Below are 16,037 nucleotides of genomic sequence, written 5' to 3' on the forward strand. Positions count from 1 at the left end.
CAAACTCTATTTTTATCCTCTTTTCTTCAATCGCAGTGAATCTTCTTATTATATGTTTTTTCTTGTGCAATCTTTGTGATGACCACACCGTCATTTTTTTGGATATGCACTTTTAATACAGCTGTAGCTGTCATTACTGCGACGTCCAATTGGTATCCTGATCCACTTCACTTTATGCTTTCTTCAGTAATTTGTAGCCGGCTCTTTCCATGATTTTTTCCATGAACAAAGCCAGAACCATATTCAGTACAGATGTTGGAAGTACGATGGCAATAAAAAGATCTAGGAAGGATATCGGTGCTCCGCTGACTTGAAGTCCTACAGACAGGAAGATTCCTCCGCTTACGATTGTTCCAAGAAGTGCTATTACAGAGACTTTTATTGTCTTTGGCAGACTCTTTGCAACATTGTTGTATACGAAATATACAAGGCTTCCTGTAATCAGTTTATCGACCAGATTCGCAATCTGTCCACCTGGAAAGGTTGTGGTCATTGCAGATATGATTCCGCAGACCATCGCAACAGCAAGAACTTCACGATAAGTATCCATCATAAAGATGGAGAAGAACATCATAACCAGGAGGAAATCCATTTTCATACCCCCTAGAAACGGGATACCCGGAACAATCTGGTGAAGGATGTAACCTACAGCCATGAGTATTGCAGAAAGAGTCATTTTTCTTGTATTCATTTTATTCATTCCTTTCCTATCAGAAGTGTACGTACATCTTTTTTCTTTATTCTCACTCTTTCACCACATGCTGCATCCCTCCTTACATTTTATTCACCACGACAAAAAGACTCCGCCCCTTACAGGGCGAAGTCACTCGCATTGCCACCTGATTTTACGTATTTCAAAAACACGCATCTCATTTTCGGATACTGACATATCCTATCCCTTATTACGGCGGGCTCCCGTCGGATACTACTCCCCTTATCAGGTTTCGCTCCACCTCTCGAAGGTCCATTCAACAAAAACTGTTTTATGGAAGTCTCACCACTCTTCCACTCTCTTTGAAAACATGTTTAAGTTTACTCTTCCTTGTCCATGAGTTTTGATATTCTCACTATTATACTTCAATATATAATCAAGTTCAATACGGAAGCTTAACATAATATGAGTTAAGCTGTTCAATCTTTCCATCCAAAGTTCTATCTATTCCAGAATTCCAAAGGTATATCCTGCTTCAATGAACTGATCGATGACCTTATCCAGGTATTCGATGGTGATGCCCTTGAAGTCATGCATGAGGACTACTGCGACATCCTGAACCGCCTGATCAGAAAGTGTCTCCATGACATAGTCCGCCATAGCGGATGGTCCATCCGGTCTTCTGCTTGAAGGCTCGGAATCACCCGACATGGAGTTCCAGTCGATATCATAAGCCCCAAGTCTACCTAATGCCTCCTGTGCTGCCGGAATGTTCTTCCAGCTTCCGGCACCGCCGGGGAATCGGAAAACCTTCGTATCGAAGTCTGTCCCTAATGTTTCCCTCATGAGCCCAAGGGTTCTTTCATATTCTTCTACTATGGTTTCAGCATCCGCTGTTTTTCCGGGATAAAGCAGGGCATAATCATGACTGTAGCTGTGAACGGCAATCCCATGTCCTTCTTCAATATACCGGTGAAGCACTTCCTTATTCTTATGGTCCTCAAGTGTCTTTCCTGGGATGAAGAACGTGCCGGGTACACCTCTTCTTTTGAGAATATCCATAACCTTATAAGTGTTTTCCACCGGACCGTCATCAAAGGTGAGAAAAGCGATCTTTTCTCCCGCATAGGGTACTCTCCCCTTTATCCAGTCCTTCACGTCCTTTGTGTCATAAGCATATTCAGAAGCGGAAATGGAATGATTTGTGCCAGGCTTCAGCATATTCATCTTGATCTGTCCCGGACGGGTGAAAGGCAGCTTCAGGGTCTGGTCTCTTCCCCTTTGAAAATTCGGCACAAGAGACATCTCATCATTCTCCTGCTTAACATCCGCATCTTTAGTGATCATCTCTTTGTGCCCATTATCTCCGAAGAACACATATCTCATACCAAGGCCAAAGAAGAGCAGAGTTATGACCAGCCCCCCTCCTGCCAACAGTCTTCTTTTCCTGTAAATCCGTTTTTCATATGCCCTGCGGCTATTCATTTTTCTCTTCTCTTCTCCATCTATACGGTTATTCATCGTCTACCCTCACTATCCCTTCATATTCAGAAAACCCCCGGTTTTCATATCTTTTATCTTAAGTATCAGATTTATGTTCAAATCTTACCTTCTAAGTATAAAGGAGGTGAATCTCGATAGATTGACACTACGGTTAATAAAGGTTAACAATTCGGTTACTTTAGGCTTCTCCTTTTTTTGGTATGATAAACTTAGTATAAATAAGGAGGTTAAGAAAGCAATGAAAGACTATACCGGTTTTATCGGTTCATACACCCGCAAAGAAAGCAGGGGCATAAGAAAATTCAGTTTCAATGACGAAGAGTTTAACATAGAGGATTTTTACGAGGTCGACGATCCTACCTATCTTGCTATGGACAGACATAAAAAAATCCTATACGCCTCCATGAGACACAAGAACGAACATGGCGTACTCTCCATGAATCTTGACCGAGAAATCGTGGATAAGGTACTGTTCGAAAACGAAAACACACCCTGTCATGTCTCCGTATATGAGGATCATCTCCTGGCTGCAAACTATCATGACGGTAATCTGGATCTCTACCAGCTGGAAGACGGCATGGTGAAGAGAAGACTGGAAACCGTGACCCATGACGGGCGTGGTCCAGTGGAAAAAAGACAGGATGGATCTCATCTTCATTTTGCCATGAAGAACCCCTTTAACGAGGATATCCTGGCCTGTGACCTGGGTACAGATAAAGTCTATATCTATACCTATGAGGACAATCTGGTGAAGAAGGATGAGCTCCTGCTTCCGCCTGGAAGCGGACCAAGACATCTGATCTTCCCATCCAAAGCAAAGTTTGTGTATATCTTCACCGAGCTTTCCGCTGAGGTGTTTGTCTATGATTTCCGAGATGGGCATTATGTGCTGAAGCAGGTGCTTAAGACACTTCCAGAAGACTTTACAGAAGAAAATACAGGTGCAGCCATAAGGCTGACTCCTGACGGAAAGTTTCTCTACGTTACAAACAGAGGCCATAACAGCATCACCGGTTTCAAGGTGAAGGACAATCATCATCTGGAAGTCATCGAGACCGTTTCCTGTGAGGGAGACCATCCAAGAGACTTCAACATCTCACCCGATGGCGAGTTTCTCCTTGCCGCAAATATGATCACAAACAATCTGAGCTTATTTAAGATTGACCGGGATGAAGGAAAACTGAAGCTTCTAAGAAAAGACATTAAAACCCCGGAACCCGTATCCATTGTATTTATGTCATAGATTTCCAGAGAGAGAGAGAGAGAGACTAGATGCGGACCATTTCATATTTCTGATCTTGACGACTGAAAAGGAGCATCCGGAAAACCGGATGCTCCTTTAACCTCTAAAATGATATCGGGACAGTCATCAGAAAGTATGGGGTGCTTTAGACGACTGCTGTGAGTATGAAGGATAGGATAAACAGTACAGTGATGACATAAAGAATCGGATGAACTTCCTTTCCCTTACCTTCTACAATCTTGGCGATGGCATAGAACAGGAATCCGAACGCGATACCATTTGTGATGGATGCGGAGAAGCCCATGAATGCGATAACCATGAATGCCGGTACTGCTATGGTCAGGTTGTCCCATTCGATGTTCTTCAGGCCTTCAGCCATGAAGATACCGACAACGATGAGTGCAGGTGCAGTAGCTGCGCCTGGAACCATCAGTGCGATCGGTGCAAGGAACAGGGAGATCAGGAACAGTACGCCGGTTGTTACTGAAGCAAGTCCGGTCTTTGCGCCCTGAGCGATACCCGCAGCACTTTCCACGTAAGTGGTGGTGTTTGAAGTACCAAGAAGAGCTCCGATGGAAGTTGCAGTTGCATCAGCAAAAAGCGCTCTTTCCATCTTTGTGTTCATACCCTTTGAATCTTCTACTGAGTTTGCATCTTCTTCTGTGAAGATACCTGACTTTCTACCTGCACCAAGGAATGTTCCGATGGTGTCGAAGGTGTCTGTCAGAGAGAATGCGAAGACTGTCGTCAGGGTGATGAGCAGTTTATCTACGGCAAATATGCCTCTGAAATCAAGTTTCAGGAATGTTGGTGAAAGACTTGGAATCGCGAACATGTCTGCTGACAGTTCAGGAACATGAGTCACACCGAAGAAAATACCGATAATTGTCGTGGATACGATACCGATAAGAATTGCGCTTGGAACCTTCTTCAGCAGAAGTACGATGGTGATCAGAAGACCGATCAGCGCCACCTGAGCTGTAGGGTTTGTAAAATCGGTAAGTGCAGGAATGATATCTTTGAAAATTCCGCTTCCGTCACCGTTGTCTGTGAGTCTTGAAGCTGTTTCAGCTGTGAAAGTCAGGAAACCAGCCTGCTTGATGCCAAGGTAAGCGATAAACAGTCCGATACCACCACTGATTGCATACTGCAGTGATTCAGGGATGGCCTTGACGATCATCTTTCTGATTTTCGTGACGGTAATGAATACGTTGATGAGTCCGCATATGAATACAAGTGCAAGGGCCTGCTGCCAGGTATATCCAAGGATGAATACAACTGTGAAAGTAAAGAATGCATTAAGTCCCATTCCCGGTGCCACAGCAAAAGGTACGTTTGCAACGAAAGCCATGATGAATGTACCGATGGCAGCTGCGATGATTGTCGCTGTAAATACTGCTCCAGGATTCATTCCGGTCAGTGCCAGAATCTGGGGATTAACAAAAATGATATAAGCCATAGTCAGGAATGTAGTGGTTCCACCAAGGATTTCGGTCTTGACGTCAGTACCATGTTCCTTCAACTTGAAGAGTTTTTCCATTTTCCACCTCGTATGATTTATTATGATTACTCTTTTATTTTATACGAATGATATTATTATTGCAAGGCTTTTTGTTCGCAATAACGGATTCTTATCTATTCGGTGATTGTAAACGTCAATCAGCCCATGTTTTTGTCATTTTCATATTCTTTTCCTCAAATATCCGTACTTATCCCGATAATTATCCACACCCCGTCAGTCATCATTCGTATTATCACCCAAATTATCCCGAACAATTTGTCGTGAGTTTTTCCACCTCTTTATAGATACTTTCCATATATTTCGTCTTTAAGTTTTCTTATTATTCGTTACATCTCTCTTAAAGACAAAAAGAAGAGACAGACAGTTAAGCTTTTAAGCTCTACTGCTGTCTCCTGTTCATATTACCCTCTGTTATATATCTACACCTTATATACGGTTGATGCGGTGTTACCGCCTTCTCCGCTCCAGTCGTGATGGAAGAACTCTCCTCTTTCCCTGTCCGTTCTTTCGAACATATGGGCGCCGAAGTAGTCTCTCTGGGCCTGAAGAAGATTTGCGGGTAGGTTTTCTGTATGGTACCCGTCATAATAGGCAAGAGCAGAGCTCATTGCCGGCATGGCGATTCCGTTTCTCACACCCGTGACCATGATCTCTCTTAATCCCTCCACAGCCTTTTCAAGTTCATGGTGGAAGTAGTCATCCACCATGAGATTGTAAAGCTTCGGATTCTTATCGTAGGCTTTTCTTATCTCATCAAGGAATGCAGATCTTATGATGCAGCCGCCTCTCCAGATGGATGCGATCTCCCCAAGATTAAGCGACCACTCGTATTTATCCGATGCGGCCTTAAGTAGTGAGAACCCCTGAGCATAGGAAACCATCTTGGCAGCATAGAGCGCCATTTCTAGATGCTTTATGGTCTCTTCCCTGTCCGCCTTGTAGACCGGTCTTCTGACAAGCTTTGAAGCTTCCATTCTTTCATCCTTCATGGAGGAGAGAATTCTCGCATATACCGCTTCGGTGATCAGCGATACAGGCTGTCCTTCTTCCAGCGCGGAAATGACCGTCCATTTTCCTGTACCCTTCTGCATAGCCTTATCCAGAATATGGTTCACAAGATACTCGCCTTTCTCATCCTTCTCACCCAGAATATCTGCCGTGATCTCCACAAGGTAGCTTTCAAGAACACCCTTGTTCCATCTTTCGAACACCTCAGCCATTTCATCATTGGATAGTCCGAGCACATCTCTAAGGACCGCATAGGTTTCTGAAATGAGCTGCATGTCGCCATACTCGATTCCGTTATGGATGGTTTTGACATAATGTCCGGAGCCTCCGGCACCGATCCATGTCGTACACGCCTCATCGCCGTTTTTTCCGGCTTTTGCCGAGATATCGACGAAGATGTCTCTGATTCCTTCCCAGGCTTCCTTGGCGCCTCCAGGCATAATGGATGGACCATAAAGTGCACCAAGCTCACCGCCTGAAACACCTGACCCTACAAAATAGATGCCCTGCTCATACAGATCCTTCACGCGTCTTTCGGTATCCTCATAATTGGAGTTACCTCCATCTATGATGGTGTCTCCCTTTTCAAGAAGCGGCAGAAGGCTTTCGATCATGGCATCCACCACAACACCCGCTTTGATCATGAGCATGATCTTTCTCGGTTTTTTGAGTGAGCCTACAAATTCTTCCAGTGTGGAGGATGGAATGAAGTTTTTCCCTTTTCCTTTTCCTTCCATGAAGTCCTCAATGACTTCCGATGTTCTGTTCCCGATGGAAACAGTGTATCCTTTGGATTCGATGTTACGTGCAAGGTTCTCACCCATTACTCTGAATCCGTATATTCCGATATCTCCCAGCATAATAAAACCTCCTCAGACAGAATCATCCCATCTGCACATCAAATTTGATGCGTTTTAATTTCTTTCATCTTATTATCACGTTATTCTCGAACTTTTTCAAGCCGTAGAAACCTACTTCATGATTTCTTAACACTAGGTAAGTAACGAAATATCTGCACATTGAAAAAAGCAGGGCACCTGCCTTGCTCTTTTTTGATAGGCCTATTCCGTGTCCTCAAGAAGCAGGATGTAGCTGATTTCCATAGCCTTCGCGAGCTTCTTCAGCGTCTTGATGGATGGATTGGTTCTGTTGTTCTCGATATCCGAAAGATATGTATTGAATAATTCTAAAAGTTCACCAAGCTGTTTCTGTGTAAGATTCTTCTTCCTGCGATATTTACGTATATTGTCACCGATACTGGTCAAACTTTCACCCCCCGTACCTATATTATACGTTACAGACGGAATACTTCAATTATTTTACGTTTATATCGTAATAAGGTGTTCTTCATCCCCTCCTCTGTTCTTTTATCCGGTAATACTTGATAAACTGATGTATATACGGTTATATACGGACTCAAGGAGATGCAGATGAATATAGGAGAAATACTCAGAAAAGCAAGGCTAAAGAATAAACTCAGACTGAAGGATGTCGCCGACAGGACTAACCTCTCCGTTTCCTACATCAGCGACATAGAGCATGGGAAAAGCACCCCTCCTGTGGATACGCTGCAGAGTCTTTGCAATGCACTGGATGTGTCCATCTATTCCTTTTTCCATGAGGATGAGCCCATGCTCATGATGGAGAAGAACATCAGCGAAGAGCTCTATGAACTCATCAGAGATTTCGAAGAGTGGGATGTCCGGGACAAGGAAGAGCTCCTCAGCTATCTCAGAGTGAAGAAGACATCCCGTGAGAGCAGAAAATAAGACAGGAGAGAATTTTAAGTTATGTCACTTCGCTTTATGTTCCTTCCGAGAAATCATTACTGCAAATCACAAACAAAACAGAAATGAATATCCAATGAAAAAAAGATGAAGCCGGGTCATTTATGATCCGCTTCATCTTTCTGATTCCAGAAGGTTTTTCTGTCATACTCCGACAGGTCATCTGCAAATTCTTTTTTGATCTCAAGTAGGGTCTGAAGTTCCCTTACATACTGATACAGTGAGGATCGGTTTTCAAATTCCTCTCTGGTCTTAGGCAGTTCCTGTTCCCTGAAAATCTCAAGATAGCCGTTGAGATCGTTTATGAGCTCCTCCGCAGTATTGAGCTCATTGAACTGGAAGGACACAAGCTCGGTAAGGGCTGAAACCAGTCTGTTCTGCTCATAATACCGGTTCACTCTCCCTAGATGCTCTCTCATCTGCCTAAGGATTTCATACTGCTTGATTCTCATCTCCATATACCTCACGTAGTAGACAAAGCCTTCAGAGAGATAATTAAGGGACAGCCTCTGGGAACGCTCGAAGCCGTATTTCAGAACCTGGTCCAGTTCAGTGAAGAGCTTTTCTTCATTTAGGTCTACAGTCTGTGTGAGGATATCATTGGAAAAACTTTTCAAGATCCCCTTAAAGAGCCTTTCAACATTCTGCTGAGCTTCTCTGATGTCTTTTTCCACACTGGGCATATAGATATTCAGAATGAGGGCAACCCCAGCACCGATTACAAGGATCCAGTACTCGTTGAGAATCCAGTAAAGAGATGTGGACTCTTCAATGAGCAGATGCGTCACAAGCACCGTACTTGGCACGATACCGTCATGCAGATTAAACGCTGCCGCTACCGGAATGAAGAAGAGAAGGTAGACACCAAAGGTCACAGCGGAGTAGCCCAGAAGATTGAACACGAGCACTGCAACAAGAAGCGCAAGGGTTGTAGACCCCAATCTTCTGAAGGCAATCTCAATGGATTTTCTCTTGGTGCTCTGCACGCTGAGTACGGTGATGACACCTGCAGAAACAGCATAGGATAGCCCTACGTATTCTGCAATGATGATGGCAATGGCTGCACCGATTGCAGTCTTTAATGTCCGATATCCCACATATCGCCTCAGCCACTTCATGGCAGAAGCCCCTGCATCTTACGAAGAAGCGTGATGAGCTCAAGCTTCTCTTCATGACTTAGCTTACTTACCGCTTCATTTATGGTTTCAAGATGACGCGGAAAGATCTCCTCGATGACAGCTTCACCTTTTTCCGTCAGGCTAAGACTGTAGGATCTCCTGTCGCCCGGGGTGCTTTTTCTTTCGATATATTCTTCCTTGAGAAGATTTGAGATGACCACAGTCATATTCCCGCCAGTAGACAGTATTTTTTCTGTAATATCACAGACTCTCATCTCTCCTTTGTGATATAAGACTTCCAGAACCATAAACTGGGAGGGAGTAAGGCCGTATTCCTTGATATTCCTCATGGTATCTCTATTGATCTCTGACAGCCCTCTGCTTAAGGATATGAGGAGCTTCAGATTGATGTCGTTTTCTTCGCCGTAGCTGATTCTATTCTTATTCATACTACTACTATAATATGAATTCCCTTTAATTTCAATTGTACTCAATTTATTTTCCGGGTTTCTTCACTATCCTTTATCCTGCTCTCCGGATTTTCGCAGATCCGTCCGTTTTTATCCATGACAATGATCCTGTCGCAGAAAAACCGGACCAGCTCTTCATCATGACTGATGAAGAGAATGGCCATCCCTGTATCCACTGCGATTTTCTTCAGAAGATTGATGATCTGGGCCTGGATGGAAGCATCGAGAGATGCTACGGGTTCATCGCAGATGAGAAGCTCAGGTGAGGCGATCAGCGCCCGCCCGATGTTCGCTCTTTGTCTCTGGCCGCCTGAGCATTCTCCGGGCAGCTTCCCGGCGGTTTCAGGATCAAGCCCCACCATCTTGCAGATTTCCCTGACTTTCTCCGCCCTTTTCTCCCTGCCTCCTGCTCCACTTAAAATGAGCGGCTCTTCCATGGACTGGAAGAGGGTCATCCCGGGATTGAAGGAGCCCTTTGAATCCTGAAACACCATCTGGATGCATCCCTGCCTCTTTTTTCTCCAGCCTCGTGTATTCATGTCCTCTCCCCTGTACTTTGCAATACCCCTGAAGGAGCAGTTCATACCCATCACCCCTCTTGCAAGAGTGGATTTCCCGGAGCCTGAGGCACCAACAAGACCTAGTATTTCCCCTTCTTCCACCTGAAGAGATACCCCTTTGACCGCTTCAAAATCCTCTTCTCCCGGTATGCTGTAAAAGCAGCTGAAGTTCTGAAGTTTAAGCAGTGTCTTCTTCATATCGAAATCCTTTCGGCACGCTCTCTGTGCCTTTCGTAGCGCTCATCAAGGAGCCAGCTTGCTGCATAGTGGGTATCCGTAACTTTCATAAGCGGAGGCTCTTCCAGATGATCTATGACCAGAGCATCGGGGTTTCTTTCAGCGAAGGGATCACCACGGAAGGCGTCCCCTGGCGAGGGAATCATGCCTTGAAGCTGAAAAAGATTTCCCTCCTTGTCAGGGACAAGCCTAGAAGCTTTCAGAAGGGCTATGGTGTAGGGATGCACCGGACGCCTTAGAACCTCCTCGCGCCTGCCCACTTCAACGATCTTTCCCGCATACATGACGGCTATCCTGTCTGCAGCAGTCTCCGCCACCTTTACGCTGTGGGTGATGAGAATGGTGGTCATCCTCCTTTTCCTCGTCATGTCCATGATCAGGCTGATGATCTTTTCTTCACTGTCTTTATCCAGTGCACTTGTCGGCTCATCCAGAAGAAGGAGTCTCGGTTTTCCTGCAAGCTCGACTGCCATCACCGCTCTTTGCGCAAGTCCCCCAGAGAGCTCATGGACATACTGCCCGAACCTTTTTTCGGGGTCATCCATGGACACCTCATGGAGAATCTCAAGCGCCAGAGCCTTCCTGTATTTTCTCTTTACTCCGCCATATTTGAGGCTTTCCATGATCTGACTGCCGATAGTCATGGTAGGATCCAGCAGTTTTCCGGGATCCTGCAGAATGAGGGACATGGATCTTCCTTCATAATCGCAAAGGATCTCGCCTTCAGTCTTTTTCACCTCATCAGGCAGAATCCCCATGAGGGCTTTGACAAGGAGAGATTTTCCTGCACCCGACTCGCCGAGAATCACAAGAAGCTCACCCTCATGGACAGACAGGCTGACCTGCCGGAGGGGGTTCTGTATCCCTTCCGGAGTCCGGACAGACAGCGATAATCCTTTTATGGCAACTGTTTCTTTATTCTTCATCACTCTCTTGCCTCCTTCATCCCCATGAAATCACAGGTTCATTCGCCTGTACTCAGACTCCATTCCTCAGCATTTCTGAACAGCCCTACCCCATGATGACCCAGAACCGTTTCAAGATCCATGCCTGAGATTTTCTTCGACACCACATAGGGTGCGTCAATATAGGCGATGAAGCTGTAGGACATATCCTTTGTCAGCTCCTCCTGGAAGGTATCGTAATAGTGCTTTCTTTCATCCTCGTCTGCTGTTTCTCTTGCCTTTGTCAGCGCCTCATCCACCTTCGGGTTGCTGTATCCGCTGTAGTTGCTTCCCTTCCCGGTTCCGAACACCTTGTAGGTATGGTCGTCCGGATCATAAGGACTTCCCCAGCCGACGAGAAACGCCTCCTGATTTTCCCAGTCGATGCTCGCTGCAATATTGACCACCATCTCCACGCCTAAGCCTTTCAGCTGCTGCGAAGCTGCCAGGGCCATATTGACTCTCATCTCATCTCCTTCCATGCAGTTTATGGTGAAGGAGAGCCTGTCTTCTCCCTTAACATAGATTCCGTCCTCGCCCTTTACCCAGCCGTTCATCTCCAGTTCTCTTACAACGCGCTCCGGGTCATAGCTGAACTTTTCCATATCCCTCTTCACATATGCGCTTCTCTGAAGCGGAGAATATGCCGCCTCTCCATGCCCCAGAAGGACCGACTCCACTATGGCTTCCCGATGGATGCCATAGCTTAGAATGTTCGGAAGCTCTCTATGTTTTCCAAAGAAGCCGCTGCCGAAATTATAGAGAATCCCTCTGTAGTCTGCGGTGGACATCATGACCACCTCATATCCGTCATCCTTCCCTAAAAGAAGAGCATCTTCAGGCGCAACAAGGGCCAGGTCAAGCTCACCTGCTTTCAGCTGCAGTGCTCTGGTTTTGGAATCGGAGACGAATTTGAACACAATCTCTCCGATTTCCGGTTCTCCTCTAAAATAATCCTCATTGGCTGTGAGGGTCACCGATTTTCCGAAGGAGAAGTCTGACACGGCATAAGGTCCCGTACCAACAGGTTTATGGTTGAACTCATCCGTTGAAAGATTTCTTCCTTTCAGGATATGTTCCGGAACGATGCCGATGGTGAGATAATCAAGCATCGCCGCATTGGGAGAGGACAGCATAATCCTCACATGATGATCGTCGACTGCCGTAATCATTTCGATTTCTTCGTAGTTCGAGGCGATCTCGGAACCGTTCTCCTCCTCCATGATCGCTTCCAGGGTGAATTTCACATCGTCTGCGGTAAAGTCTTCTCCGTCATGCCAGAGGACACCCTTGCGGAGATAGAAATCATACACCAGATCATCCTCACTTATGGTGAAGGTTTCCGCAAGATGAGCCTCGGGAACATTTCCCTTACCATATTTCATAAGGCCTCCAAAAATCAGCCCGTTGATTTCCCCATGCTCATACAGCACAGGATTGATGCTTGTGATTTCTCCGCTGCCATAGACGAGAGTATCCTGTCTCTCCTGATCCGAGACCTTATCTTCTGCACATGCGGTGAAGCTCATAAGAAGGATTGACGCCCCTATGACTCCTGCCAGTTTTTTCATATTCATCATTAAACTCTCCTCGAAATATATTTAACAGTTACGCAGAACCGACTGAAAGATGTTTGATTTCCTGTCTTTTTCCTGAGCTTTCTCTAAAGATGCTTTGCGGTCCCGTATTTCCTTCTCATGATTTCGCCTGTTTCCATAAGCGCCGACACCGAAGTCACAAGAAAGATTCCAGGGATGATGATCACCCACCAGGATTTCGTCATGAGGGCCTGTCCGGATAAATTGAGCAGACCTCCCCACGTGACCGTGCCGACAGGAAAACCTATCCCTAGAAAACTCAATGTGGCCTCAGCCAGAACGGCATGGCCGAATCCGGAGAAAGCCATGCAGAAGAGCACCGGAACAACAGACGGCAGATAATGCCTCCTCATCATATAGAAGTATCCCCCACCGAGATATCGTGCAAGTCGGACATACTCCTCATTTCTGATTTCAAGAATCCGCACATGCATCATTTTCGCCAGGGTCATCCAGCTGGACAGACCTATGGAAAGGGAGATGGAGACAACCGGATTCCCCTTCATGACCGACTGAATGAAGATCATAAGAAGGATAGAGGGAACGGACAGAAAAAGCTCAGTAACCCTTGCTGCCATTTTCCCGAAAAACTCCGGAAGGAGTGCAGACAAAGAACCCACCATAAGTCCCATTCCGGTGGAGATGAGTGTCGAGAGAAGTCCCACAAGAAGAGATATCCTGCCCCCGTGGATCACCATCCCGAAGATGTCCCTTCCCAGAGCATCGGTACCAAACCAGAACCTTCTGCCTGGAGCAATATTTTTCTCGGAAAGCGCCATATAGGCGGGATCTCCCGGAAAAATCAGCTCTGCAGAAAGCGTAAATATCACAAAAAGTATGAGGATGACGTACTGGGGATGGATCTTTCTTACGCGGGAGGTCTCGGTCTCCTTCGCAAGAGTCTCCACCGGGAGGCTTTTAAGTATCCCCTTCAGCCTTTCCTGTCCGATCTCATCCACATGACTAAAGAGCTCTTTCTCTTCCATGGTTTCTCCTTTCTCCGGCCATGGCCGGACTGATGAGCACACAGAGTGTCTCCAGAAGCATATTCATGACAATCACAAACGTTCCTGTGATCATGGCGATGACAAGAAGAAGATTATAGTCATGATATTTTGCGCTTTCAAAAGCCAGGCGTCCAATACCCGGAAAGGCGAAAACCTCCTCTATGACATAGGTGGCACCTATAAGATGCGGAAGGGAATTGGTCATGAGGGTGAGATACGCCGGAAAGATATTCCGTGTACCATGCTTCAGGAGGATTTTCCCTCTTTTCATCCCTCTTATCCTGTGCATCAGCATATACTCCTTTTCCATTTCCCCAAGGTAAAGGTTTCTTGCGAGATATCCGAAGTACCAGAGGTGGCTGATAAGGAGCGCAAATATGGGCAGAACAAGATACGGGATGCGTGCCATAAAAGAAGGGTTCGCGCCATGGGGAGCATCTCCGCCCGCCGGAAGAACCCCGAGAAAGACGCTGAAGACGAGAATGAGCACGAGGGAGGACCAGAATACGGGTATGCTCCCGGCAATGACTCCGGATTTCAGGATGATCCTGTCCAGAAGGGAGCCTTCCTTCATCGCGCATGCCGCGCCAAGGGGAAGTGCAGTGAAAAAGATCAGAAGAAACCCCAGGCCGCCAAGATACAGGGAACCGGGCAGCGCAAAGGAGATCACCTCCGTCACGGGAATCTTGTATTTGTAGGAGATCCCCAGATCCCCCCTAAGGGCATTACCCGCCCACAGTCCGTACTGAACGTAGACAGGATCATCCAGTCCAAGCCTTTCTCTTGCCTTCTCCTTCTCCATGGTGCTCATCCGTTCGGTACCCATGCCATAGTAAGCGACAAGGGGATCCCCCTTGGCCAGTCTCGACATGCCAAAGACCATGACAGAGAGCACAAAAAGAGTGAAGACAAGCTCCAGCAGCTTTTGTGCAGTATGATTCAAACGGGATATTTTTCTCCTCTTCACTTTTCTTCTCCTTCCTTGGGACCCACCCGGGGCACGTGTGTGTCTATCCGTAAATACGGATCCCTGCAAAAAGCCCGGAATAAAGGCAAGGAATATATGCTATCCTTGCCTTTTAGTCACACTTATTCTTATAGGCTGTTGGCGGTCAGTGTTTTCTTGTAGGATGTGGTATGGACATAGATTTCCTGCGTGACAGGATTCACTTTCTTCTTGTACATGGTGTAGAGCATATAGGCGAATACCCCTACATTGAAGACAAATGAAACTGCGCTTAAGGTCATGAGTCCGCCTTCGGTGTAGGTCGGCAGAACCTTGAAGTAGGATGCCGTCTGGAAATCCACCGACAGGGAGAACATGGCATAAAGGGACAGGATCTGTGCTCTATGCTGAAGCCATGCTCCGCGCTTGAAGGCATACTCGGCGATGACCGCCGCAATGAGAATACCGAAGCCCGCATAAAGGGATCTTGTGGAAATGCAGTTGTAGACATAGGCGTAGTTCCAGAGGGTGTACCCGATGACATACATCCAGGTCATGTCCGGCCAGATCATATCCCTTGACTTGTCCTTTGATACTCTGATGCCCACAAAGCCCGTGAGGGTCAGAATGGTGAGGATACCTGCAATGGCGTTTAAGATATTCCAGGTTCCGCCCATGACCGTGATGCCTCCGGCATCCACTGTGAGAGTCTTGTAGGTGGCGAAAACCTGAAGCTCTCTGTAGACCGCTTCAGCGATGTTGATGGAAAGAATCGCTGCAGGGAAATAGGCTGCAAACTTCTTCTCTCCAAGCTTTGTGAAACGGATGAGCATGAATCCGTATACCCCGATAAGGGCGGATACGACCTTCACCCAGCCGAACCAGGTTCTTCCTGTCGGCGAGCCGAGAGGTCCGAAAAAGATCCCTACGACAAGAACGAGCGGGAGCACACAGAACATGATGATCGATACGATCTTTGACCGTCTTGTGATTTCGTTCAGAAACAGAAATGCGGCGATGAATGCGATGAGCGCAAAAAAGCTTGAGGCATTCAGTCCTTCATATAAAAAACCCATAATATTATCCCCTTTCCTAATAAGCTACAATTTCTTTGATACTGAATTCCTGGCCGGAGATCAGATGATAGTCATCCGATCCGCAGGATGGGCAGATTCTTCTGTGCTCCACAATGTTGTACACCGTTTTGCATTTATTGCAGGCGCCTTCTGCAGGGAGTGTTACAATTTCAAGCTTCGTGTCCTCATAGTCCGTTTCGCTGACAGCCGCCGGATAGCACTCCTCGATGAATCTTGGAATGGCCTGGGAGAGCTGCCCGATTTCAAGAACGATCTTATCCACCTTGGTCAGGCGGTTTTCCAAAGCGAAGCTGTCCACAACCCTGATCACTTCATAGACAATGCCAAGTTCATGCATACTTTCAC

16 protein-coding genes and 1 other annotated feature are annotated in these 16,037 nt (G+C 46.4%); of the genes, 2 read left to right on the forward strand and 14 right to left on the reverse strand.

Features of this window, described 5'->3' with window-relative positions; genetic code table 11:
• Window positions 1-172 precede the first annotated feature (172 nt).
• Together RTX25_RS07915 and RTX25_RS07920 are read right to left on the reverse strand one after the other, a co-directional pair.
• Entirely contained in the window at window positions 173-691 is a 519-nt protein-coding gene (locus RTX25_RS07915) for a tryptophan transporter (protein WP_312652487.1), read from the reverse strand.
• Window positions 692-810: 119 nt separating this feature from the next.
• Window positions 811-1,058 (reverse strand) — a binding site (T-box leader).
• 98 nt (window positions 1,059-1,156) lie between these two features.
• The gene (locus RTX25_RS07920) at window positions 1,157-2,173 is read right to left on the reverse strand and encodes a polysaccharide deacetylase family protein (RefSeq protein WP_312652489.1); all 1,017 of its coding nucleotides are present in this window, start codon (window positions 2,171-2,173) and stop codon (window positions 1,157-1,159) included.
• Window positions 2,174-2,393: 220 nt separating this feature from the next.
• Between RTX25_RS07920 and RTX25_RS07925 the strand changes: the two genes are divergently transcribed.
• On the forward strand, window positions 2,394-3,398 hold the full coding sequence (locus RTX25_RS07925) for a lactonase family protein (RefSeq protein WP_312652491.1): 1,005 nt from the start codon (window positions 2,394-2,396) through the stop codon (window positions 3,396-3,398).
• A gap of 145 nt (window positions 3,399-3,543) precedes the next feature.
• On the opposite strand, the gene RTX25_RS07930 is transcribed toward RTX25_RS07925, so the two are convergent.
• The 3 genes from RTX25_RS07930 to RTX25_RS07940 form a co-directional block, all read right to left on the reverse strand.
• The gene (locus RTX25_RS07930) at window positions 3,544-4,938 is read right to left on the reverse strand and encodes an NCS2 family permease (protein WP_312652493.1); all 1,395 of its coding nucleotides are present in this window, start codon (window positions 4,936-4,938) and stop codon (window positions 3,544-3,546) included.
• Between the two features lie 401 nt (window positions 4,939-5,339).
• Window positions 5,340-6,788 (reverse strand): decarboxylating NADP(+)-dependent phosphogluconate dehydrogenase, encoded by a 1,449-nt coding sequence (gnd, locus tag RTX25_RS07935; RefSeq protein WP_312652494.1) that lies wholly within the window; start codon window positions 6,786-6,788, stop codon window positions 5,340-5,342.
• 201 nt (window positions 6,789-6,989) lie between these two features.
• On the reverse strand, window positions 6,990-7,193 hold the full coding sequence (locus RTX25_RS07940; RefSeq protein WP_312652496.1) for a helix-turn-helix transcriptional regulator: 204 nt from the start codon (window positions 7,191-7,193) through the stop codon (window positions 6,990-6,992).
• A 165-nt stretch (window positions 7,194-7,358) separates the two neighbouring features.
• Here RTX25_RS07940 and RTX25_RS07945 point away from each other — a divergent pair, with 165 nt between their 5' ends.
• On the forward strand, window positions 7,359-7,697 hold the full coding sequence (locus RTX25_RS07945; protein ID WP_312652498.1) for a helix-turn-helix transcriptional regulator: 339 nt from the start codon (window positions 7,359-7,361) through the stop codon (window positions 7,695-7,697).
• A 116-nt stretch (window positions 7,698-7,813) separates the two neighbouring features.
• Here the strand turns inward: RTX25_RS07945 and RTX25_RS07950 are convergent, their stop codons facing one another.
• From RTX25_RS07950 to RTX25_RS07990, 9 genes are all read right to left on the reverse strand, one after another.
• Window positions 7,814-8,833, reverse strand: a complete 1,020-nt coding sequence (locus RTX25_RS07950) for an aromatic acid exporter family protein (protein ID WP_312652500.1) — start codon at window positions 8,831-8,833, stop codon at window positions 7,814-7,816.
• A complete protein-coding gene (locus RTX25_RS07955) occupies window positions 8,830-9,282 on the reverse strand; it encodes a MarR family transcriptional regulator (RefSeq protein ID WP_312652502.1) in 453 nt (150 codons plus the stop codon). The genes RTX25_RS07950 and RTX25_RS07955 overlap by 4 nt, the downstream gene beginning before the upstream one ends.
• Before the next feature lie 41 nt (window positions 9,283-9,323).
• Window positions 9,324-10,061, reverse strand: coding sequence for a dipeptide/oligopeptide/nickel ABC transporter ATP-binding protein (locus tag RTX25_RS07960; protein WP_312652504.1), 738 nt, complete (start codon window positions 10,059-10,061; stop codon window positions 9,324-9,326).
• The gene (locus RTX25_RS07965) at window positions 10,058-11,026 is read right to left on the reverse strand and encodes an ABC transporter ATP-binding protein (RefSeq protein ID WP_312652605.1); all 969 of its coding nucleotides are present in this window, start codon (window positions 11,024-11,026) and stop codon (window positions 10,058-10,060) included. The genes RTX25_RS07960 and RTX25_RS07965 overlap by 4 nt, the downstream gene beginning before the upstream one ends.
• Window positions 11,027-11,064: 38 nt before the next feature.
• Complete coding sequence (locus tag RTX25_RS07970) at window positions 11,065-12,624, reverse strand: ABC transporter substrate-binding protein (RefSeq protein ID WP_312652506.1); 1,560 nt, start codon at window positions 12,622-12,624, stop codon at window positions 11,065-11,067.
• Between the two features lie 83 nt (window positions 12,625-12,707).
• On the reverse strand, window positions 12,708-13,628 hold the full coding sequence (locus RTX25_RS07975) for an ABC transporter permease (protein WP_312652508.1): 921 nt from the start codon (window positions 13,626-13,628) through the stop codon (window positions 12,708-12,710).
• Window positions 13,606-14,616: an ABC transporter permease gene (locus tag RTX25_RS07980; protein WP_312652510.1), complete on the reverse strand. Its 1,011-nt coding sequence runs from the start codon at window positions 14,614-14,616 to the stop codon at window positions 13,606-13,608. Before RTX25_RS07980 ends, RTX25_RS07975 begins: the two co-directional genes overlap by 23 nt.
• Before the next feature lie 128 nt (window positions 14,617-14,744).
• Window positions 14,745-15,671 (reverse strand): DUF5692 family protein, encoded by a 927-nt coding sequence (locus tag RTX25_RS07985; RefSeq protein ID WP_312652512.1) that lies wholly within the window; start codon window positions 15,669-15,671, stop codon window positions 14,745-14,747.
• Between the two features lie 16 nt (window positions 15,672-15,687).
• Complete coding sequence (locus RTX25_RS07990) at window positions 15,688-16,029, reverse strand: hydrogenase maturation nickel metallochaperone HypA (protein WP_312652514.1); 342 nt, start codon at window positions 16,027-16,029, stop codon at window positions 15,688-15,690.
• Between the last annotated feature and the right edge of the window lie 8 nt (window positions 16,030-16,037).

It is taken from the genome of Proteiniclasticum sp., assembly GCF_032054185.1.
In the GTDB taxonomy this organism is placed as follows: Bacteria; Bacillota; Clostridia; order Clostridiales; family Clostridiaceae; genus Proteiniclasticum.

What these genes read in the sequence shown, in the direction of transcription:
- RTX25_RS07955 (WP_312652502.1), bottom strand. Translation starts at nt 9,282, where the DNA reads ATGAATAAGAATAGAATCAGCTACGGCGAAGAAAACGACATCAATCTG.
- gnd (WP_312652494.1), bottom strand. Translation starts at nt 6,788, where the DNA reads ATGCTGGGAGATATCGGAATATACGGATTCAGAGTAATGGGTGAGAAC.
- RTX25_RS07925 (WP_312652491.1), top strand. Translation starts at nt 2,394, where the DNA reads ATGAAAGACTATACCGGTTTTATCGGTTCATACACCCGCAAAGAAAGC.
- RTX25_RS07920 (WP_312652489.1), bottom strand. Translation starts at nt 2,173, where the DNA reads ATGAATAACCGTATAGATGGAGAAGAGAAGAGAAAAATGAATAGCCGC.
- RTX25_RS07960 (WP_312652504.1), bottom strand. Translation starts at nt 10,061, where the DNA reads ATGAAGAAGACACTGCTTAAACTTCAGAACTTCAGCTGCTTTTACAGC.
- RTX25_RS07970 (WP_312652506.1), bottom strand. Translation starts at nt 12,624, where the DNA reads ATGATGAATATGAAAAAACTGGCAGGAGTCATAGGGGCGTCAATCCTT.
- RTX25_RS07945 (WP_312652498.1), top strand. Translation starts at nt 7,359, where the DNA reads ATGAATATAGGAGAAATACTCAGAAAAGCAAGGCTAAAGAATAAACTC.
- RTX25_RS07915 (WP_312652487.1), bottom strand. Translation starts at nt 691, where the DNA reads ATGAATACAAGAAAAATGACTCTTTCTGCAATACTCATGGCTGTAGGT.
- RTX25_RS07975 (WP_312652508.1), bottom strand. Translation starts at nt 13,628, where the DNA reads ATGGAAGAGAAAGAGCTCTTTAGTCATGTGGATGAGATCGGACAGGAA.
- RTX25_RS07950 (WP_312652500.1), bottom strand. Translation starts at nt 8,833, where the DNA reads ATGAAGTGGCTGAGGCGATATGTGGGATATCGGACATTAAAGACTGCA.
- RTX25_RS07930 (WP_312652493.1), bottom strand. Translation starts at nt 4,938, where the DNA reads ATGGAAAAACTCTTCAAGTTGAAGGAACATGGTACTGACGTCAAGACC.
- RTX25_RS07965 (WP_312652605.1), bottom strand. Translation starts at nt 11,026, where the DNA reads ATGAAGAATAAAGAAACAGTTGCCATAAAAGGATTATCGCTGTCTGTC.
- RTX25_RS07990 (WP_312652514.1), bottom strand. Translation starts at nt 16,029, where the DNA reads ATGCATGAACTTGGCATTGTCTATGAAGTGATCAGGGTTGTGGACAGC.
- RTX25_RS07985 (WP_312652512.1), bottom strand. Translation starts at nt 15,671, where the DNA reads ATGGGTTTTTTATATGAAGGACTGAATGCCTCAAGCTTTTTTGCGCTC.